The 6258-nt window shown below is 40.2% G+C and carries 6 protein-coding genes, 5 tRNA genes and 1 rRNA gene; 10 read left to right on the plus strand and 2 right to left on the minus strand.

The window, feature by feature from the left end; genetic code table 11:
* The first annotated feature begins 12 nt into the window (after positions 1–12).
* Positions 13–128, plus strand: a 5S ribosomal RNA gene (gene rrf / locus PAND9192_RS19915).
* Between the two features lie 64 nt (positions 129–192).
* Positions 193–269, plus strand: a tRNA-Asp gene (locus PAND9192_RS19920).
* Positions 270–825: 556 nt separating this feature from the next.
* Here PAND9192_RS19920 and pssA read toward each other — a convergent pair.
* Both pssA and PAND9192_RS19930 read right to left on the minus strand, forming a co-directional pair.
* Positions 826–2175 (minus strand): CDP-diacylglycerol--serine O-phosphatidyltransferase, encoded by a 1350-nt coding sequence (pssA, locus tag PAND9192_RS19925; protein ID WP_087855087.1) that lies wholly within the window; start codon positions 2173–2175, stop codon positions 826–828.
* Between the two features lie 128 nt (positions 2176–2303).
* Positions 2304–2729: a GNAT family N-acetyltransferase gene (locus PAND9192_RS19930; protein WP_087855088.1), complete on the minus strand. Its 426-nt coding sequence runs from the start codon at positions 2727–2729 to the stop codon at positions 2304–2306.
* Between the two features lie 74 nt (positions 2730–2803).
* Between PAND9192_RS19930 and murB the strand changes: the two genes are divergently transcribed.
* From murB to PAND9192_RS19970, 8 genes are all read left to right on the plus strand, one after another.
* The gene (gene murB / locus PAND9192_RS19935) at positions 2804–3847 is read left to right on the plus strand and encodes a UDP-N-acetylmuramate dehydrogenase (RefSeq protein ID WP_087855089.1); all 1044 of its coding nucleotides are present in this window, start codon (positions 2804–2806) and stop codon (positions 3845–3847) included.
* Positions 3844–4806, plus strand: a complete 963-nt coding sequence (gene birA / locus PAND9192_RS19940) for a bifunctional biotin--[acetyl-CoA-carboxylase] ligase/biotin operon repressor BirA (RefSeq protein WP_061000958.1) — start codon at positions 3844–3846, stop codon at positions 4804–4806. The genes murB and birA overlap by 4 nt, the downstream gene beginning before the upstream one ends.
* Entirely contained in the window at positions 4806–5537 is a 732-nt protein-coding gene (locus tag PAND9192_RS19945) for a type III pantothenate kinase (RefSeq protein WP_087855090.1), read from the plus strand. Before birA ends, PAND9192_RS19945 begins: the two co-directional genes overlap by 1 nt.
* 96 nt (positions 5538–5633) lie before the next feature.
* Positions 5634–5709: transfer RNA gene (locus tag PAND9192_RS19950), tRNA-Thr, on the plus strand.
* Between the two features lie 14 nt (positions 5710–5723).
* A tRNA-Tyr gene (locus PAND9192_RS19955) sits at positions 5724–5808 on the plus strand.
* 42 nt (positions 5809–5850) lie between these two features.
* Positions 5851–5925, plus strand: a tRNA-Gly gene (locus PAND9192_RS19960).
* A gap of 12 nt (positions 5926–5937) precedes the next feature.
* Positions 5938–6013 (plus strand) — tRNA-Thr (locus PAND9192_RS19965).
* Between the two features lie 100 nt (positions 6014–6113).
* Positions 6114–6258: GTP-binding protein (locus PAND9192_RS19970; protein WP_231730676.1), on the plus strand; the 145-nt coding region annotated here is incomplete at its 3' end.

Here is a 6258-nt window from a genome sequence, read left to right on the forward strand (position 1 = left end):
AAACAGAATTTGCTTGGCGACCATAGCGTTATGGACCCACCTGATCCCATGCCGAACTCAGTAGTGAAACGTAATAGCGCCGATGGTAGTGTGGGGTCTCCCCATGTGAGAGTAGGACATCGCCAGGCTCAATTTTAAGATATTCGTCTTGAACTACGAATATTGGATAAAACGAAAGTTTTATCTCCGTGTGGAGCGGTAGTTCAGTTGGTTAGAATACCGGCCTGTCACGCCGGGGGTCGCGGGTTCGAGTCCCGTCCGCTCCGCCATTTATTTAAGAAACCTGAATCGAAAGATTCAGGTTTTTTTTCGTCTGTATAAAAGTAATATGATGCTGAATAGGCACTGCAGAGTAATTATTCAGTTGGTTAATTTTTTACTAGGAAGTTAGCGGTCACCACAGTAAGAGGCGTGCTGATATTCGGTGTCGACTCCGCCATCATATAGAAAAGCCCTAATCAAAGATTAGAGCTTTTTTACGTCTGTATAAAAGTACAATGGTACAGAATAGACATCGTGAAAGTGGTAGCCTACAGGATCAATAATGTTCCCAACATAATTTGTATTCTTTTCATTATGGAGATCGTTATTTATTGATAAGTTCGTCTTCTTCACATTCATCTAAGAAACCTGAATTTAAGAATTTAGTTGTGGGAAATGGTAACCATTGTGTAGTAGTCAGCTGACTTGATATCAATAGATGATAATTTATTCGAGTGTAAGATTGGTGATGAATAGACGATAGGATGGCTTGTTGTTGATTCAAGGTGGCGTTTAAATAGATTACGCAGCAATAATAACATATTACTGCGTTGTTGATAGGTACTATAGAATTTGATTAAGGATATGATCTGCTTTAACGCGGCGAATTCGCTTAATTAATTTCTTTACTTGAGGTGGATAGCTATCAATTTTTTCGATTTGTTTATAGCTACCAATTAAAGTGGTATGAGTAAGGATACAATCAATTTCTTGTTGAGTTTGCTGTGCTAGAAGTTGATTTTTGTCGTGGATTAGAATGGCATTCTCTAAATCAAGTTTCCATGCGCGAGGGTTTAAATTATTACCCGTAATCAACATATATTGACTATCAACCCAAATACCTTTGAGGTGAAAGCTATTGTTGTCGTGTTTCCACAGATGAATTGCTAATTGACGACTTGCAATTGCAGCCTCGTTATTTTTTGCAAAATTACGTAGATTTACTTCATATAGATAAGGTAAGCCAGCAATCGTTTTAAAAGGCTCTGATGGCGGAATATAAAAGTCATTCGCAGTTTTATCACCGACAACAATTGTGATTTTAACACCACGCTTTAATGCTTTAATAACTTCTTTACTAACACCACGTGGAAAGTTGAAATAGGGCGTACATATCGTTAATTCTTGCTGTGAACTTGCAATCAACGCACAAATTTCTTGGTTAAGTTGGTTACGACGTTTACCTAAGCCTATTAGCGGTGTTAATCCAACTTCATCTGTTGCAATTGATTCAGCTGCATAGTGGTAACTTGCTTGTTGTAACTCAGCGCGAAGATCTTTAATTGCGCTTTTTAAGGATTTTGTATCAGGACGCTGTGCTTGATTTAAACAATTCACAGCTTCACTTTCGACTAATGTTTCGGTAATAAATGTCGCCATGCTGTTAGCAAGCTTGCTGTTCTTGATAACATGGTAACGATCATAACGATAACGGTCGTGTTGGGCTAAATAGACATCATTAAGGCTCGCACCGCTATAGATAACAGTGTTATCAATGACGAAGCCTTTTAAGTGTAAAACACCAAACACTTCACGGTTACGTACTGGTACACCTAAGACTTCGATCGGAAATTGGTATTTTTCTGCATATTCACGGTATAAAGCTGCATTACCATCTGATTGACTTGCGCCAATAAGTCCGCGTTGAGCACGATGCCAATCAACAAAGACTTTTATGTCTAATGCTGGATTGCGTTGCTTTGCTTCGTATAGCGCCGTTAATATGCCACGACCAGCCTCATCATCCTGTAGATAAAGAGCAACGATATAAATACGCTGCTGTGCTGAATCAATTTCTTGGTATAAGCGCTTTCTGAAAGAGCTCGCGTCAAAAAGAGTCTCTAAATTTTCGGGCTTGTGCGCAATACACGGCAGTTGATCTATATACTGCCTATTAGCAATAGCTGAATCCATTATCGCCTCGTTTACACGATCTATAAGAAGATAAATTTGAGTTAAGAAACGAATTATATCAGAAAAAGAGCTAAGTCAACCTATCTCATTGCTAGATATATGATCGCCTCACGAATTTATAACAATCTCTAAGCGTTATAGTGCATCGGTATTAGCTTTTTTCCGCTATGGCAATAACGCTCAAATCGTTGTTGTAAATCATGTGGTAATTGCTGCGGTTGCAGAGTAATAAATCCAGCTTGCTGGTAAAGTGCTTCAAGTTCTTTAAATGCAAAGCAATAGCAAGGCTTTTGTTGTATTTGTGGTGTCGCGTGTTGAAGTAGTTGAGTCGCTATCTTCTGATTTCTGTATTCAGGTTTAACTAACATTCCTGTTAATAGCTGCAACTCACCGATATATTTAAATCGAACACAACAGATAACACCTTGTTGTGACTCGCCAACCCATAGGATTTCATCACGTTTTGCTTTGCCTGCCGGATAAAAATCTTTATAGAGTTTATTAATGATAGGTAATCTAATTGGATTTAACTGCTGGTAGCGAATTGGGCTCATGGGAAAACACTGCGTTGTGAGATTGATTCGGGTAAAATAGGCCTATTAGTATAAAGATATGGTCTTAAATTAACATGAAAGTTTTACCTGATCATGGGTTAGCGCCTTATCATACCTTTGGTATTGATGCTGTAGCCACACAGATTGTTGAAGCTGAAACTATTGATGATTTTATTAATATTTGGCACGATGCAAACTTTAATAACATGCCTAAGTTGGTTGTGGGGCAAGGAAGTAATTTGCTTTTTTGTGAAGACTATCAAGGTGTAATTATTCTCAATCGAATTAAAGGCATTACATTAACAGAAACCGATACCTGTTATTGTTTGCACGTCGGCGGTGGTGAAGATTGGCATCAACTCGTGAGTTGGTGTGTAAAACATAATATTGGTGGTTTAGAAAATTTAGCCCTTATACCTGGTTGTGTTGGTTCCTCACCTATTCAAAATATTGGTGCTTATGGCATTGAGCTCAAAGATGTATGCCAATATGTTGATGTACTAGACGTTAATACTAATGATGTTAGGCGTTATGAATCGAGTGATTGTGAGTTTGGTTATCGAGATTCAATTTTTAAGCATCAATTAAAAGATGGCCATATTATTATTGCCGTTGGTTTGTGCTTACCTAAACAATGGCAGCCTCAAATCTCTTATGCACCTTTAAATCAATTCGATGTGACAACAGTGACGATTCAACAAGTGTTTGATACTGTTTGTGCTGTCCGTAAAGCCAAGCTTCCAGATCCAAAAGAAATTGGTAATGCAGGCAGTTTTTTTAAAAATCCTATTATTTCCAAAGCACTACGTGATAGGCTACTTGTTGATTATCCTGCAATGCCTAGTTATGGTGTTGATGATCTACAGGTGAAGCTAGCTGCTGGTTGGTTGATCGATCAGTGTGGTCTTAAAGGGCATCAAATTGGTGGGGCGAAAGTGCATCCACAGCAAGCATTAGTATTGACTAATGTCGGTATGGCGACGGCACAAGATGTGGTGCATTTAGCACAATATATCGTTGATCGCGTCGTAGAAAAGTTTGGTGTTGCTCTAGAGCATGAAGTGCGATTTATGGCGGCGAGTGCTGAAACCCATTTGAGCGAGATTTTAGCATCATGAAAGAGCATTCAACGCGTTTAGCCCTGATTGGTTTATTAGCGGATGGTCAATTTCATTCAGGTGAACAATTAGGGGTGGCATTAGGAATGTCACGCGCTGGTATTGCTAAGCAAATTAAAATCATTCAGCAGTGGGGACTTGATTTATATAGTGTCCAAGGGAAAGGTTATTGCTTAGCGGCGCCGATTGAATTACTTGATAGTCAACGAATTTCAGAATTAGTTAGTTGCCCACAGCTAGAGTTAATTCCGGTGATTGATTCGACAAATCAATATTTACTTGATCAAGTCGGTCAATTACCCAGTGGTGCAGTTTGTTTAGCTGAATATCAACAAGCTGGTCGTGGCCGCCGAGGTCGACAGTGGCAATCACCTTTTGGTAGTAATCTTTATTTATCTACCTATTGGCGCTTAGAGGCAGGTGTTGCAGCAGCGATGGGATTAAGTTTGGTGGTTGGTGTTGCGATTGCTGAAACCTTACAACAATTTGGTGCGCCTGATATTCGTGTCAAATGGCCCAATGATCTGTACTGTCATGATCAAAAGTTGGCAGGTATTTTAGTTGAGATGACGGGAAAGGCTGGTGATGCGGCACATTTAGTGATCGGAATGGGGCTCAATATTGCTATGCCAACGGTGGCGACCAATATGATAGATCAAGCATGGACTAATTTAAGTGCTGCTTGTTCGCCGTTACCATCGCGTAACGTGTTAGCGGCAACATTAATTGATCGTATCCATCAAACGTTAACTGAATATGAAGCGGTTGGTCTTTGTGGTTTTGTTGAGCGTTGGAATAAAATAGATAACTTTTTAAACCGCCCAGTGAAATTGCTTATTGGTGAGCGTGTTGTTGAAGGCATTGCTCGTGGTATTAATGAGCAAGGCGCGTTATTACTTGAAACGGACGATGGTATTACTGCTTATGTTGGTGGTGAAATCAGCCTTAGAGGTTGTTAATGCAATTATTGATTGAAGCGGGGAATACTTACGTTAAGGTTGCCCTATTATCCGTAAATGGTCAGGTAGAGTTAATCGGTAAATACCCAAGTAAGAAACTTGAGTTAGTGCTTGATCCTATCTTAGAACAAAAAATCAAACGGATTGTTTTTGCTAGTGTTGGACCTGTTGAGGTCGATAATACGATTCAACGTATTGCACAGGTGTCAGATATTCCGGTCCTGCACGTGAAAACCATGCGTAAAGATTTTGGGGTCAAAAATGGCTATAATGAGTATCAATATTTAGGTGTTGATCGATGGTTAACGTTAGTTGCTATTCATCAACAATTTAAGCGTCCAACGGTGGTGGTCGATATTGGCACGGCATTAACATTTGATGTATTAGGTGGAGATGGAAAGCACCTTGGTGGCTGGATTGCACCAGGCTATCAGTTAATGATGAAAGTGGTGTTAGAAAATACCACCAAGGTGTTTTCTGATCATGAGCATTGTAATAATCTGCAATTGGCTGACAATACCGCAGATGGACTAAAAAATGGTTGTCGAGCAGCATTGATAGGTTTGATTGAATATGGCCTCAAAGAAGCGCGTCAAAAATTACCAAGTGAACCGGTTGTGGTGCTGTGTGGTGGAGGGGTAAGACATCTTCCAGTGGACGATATTAAAAATTATAACCACCGTTCAGAATTGGTACTTGAAGGGCTTGCTTTGTATGCGAAATGTCGATAATGGATAAATTTACGACAATTGATGAAAAAAGCATAAAAAAATGGCGCTAAGCTATTGCATCAAAAATCATCATTATCTAGAATGCGCATCAATTAAGCCGACTTAGCTCAGTAGGTAGAGCAACTGACTTGTAATCAGTAGGTCACCAGTTCGACTCCGGTAGTCGGCACCAGTTTCAAGAATTTCGGTGGGATTCCCGAGTGGCCAAAGGGAGCAGATTGTAAATCTGCCGGCACTGCCTTCGAAGGTTCGAATCCTTCTCCCACCACCATTTTTCAAATAGTTAAATAGCGCTACGAGTAAATAAGTTTTTGCGGGCATCGTATAATGGCTATTACCTCAGCCTTCCAAGCTGATGACGCGGGTTCGATTCCCGCTGCCCGCTCCACACTTCTTGTGTGCTGATATAGCTCAGTTGGTAGAGCGCACCCTTGGTAAGGGTGAGGCCGGCAGTTCGAATCTGCCTATTAGCACCACTCTTCAGTCAATATTTATCAATTTGTTATATACTCAACAAACCCATGTTTGGTTGTGTGGTCGAAGTGCCACTAAATACCGTGCCCAGAGGGACTATCCATGTCTAAAGAAAAATTCGAACGTAATAAACCGCACGTTAACGTTGGTACTATCGGTCACGTTGACCACGGTAAAACAACTCTAACTGCTGCTATCTGTACTACACTTGCAAAAGTGTACGGTGGTGTTGCTAAAGACTTCGCAT

The sequence above is a fragment of the Photobacterium andalusiense genome (assembly GCF_900185625.1).
Lineage (GTDB): Bacteria > Pseudomonadota > Gammaproteobacteria > Enterobacterales > Vibrionaceae > Photobacterium > Photobacterium aquimaris.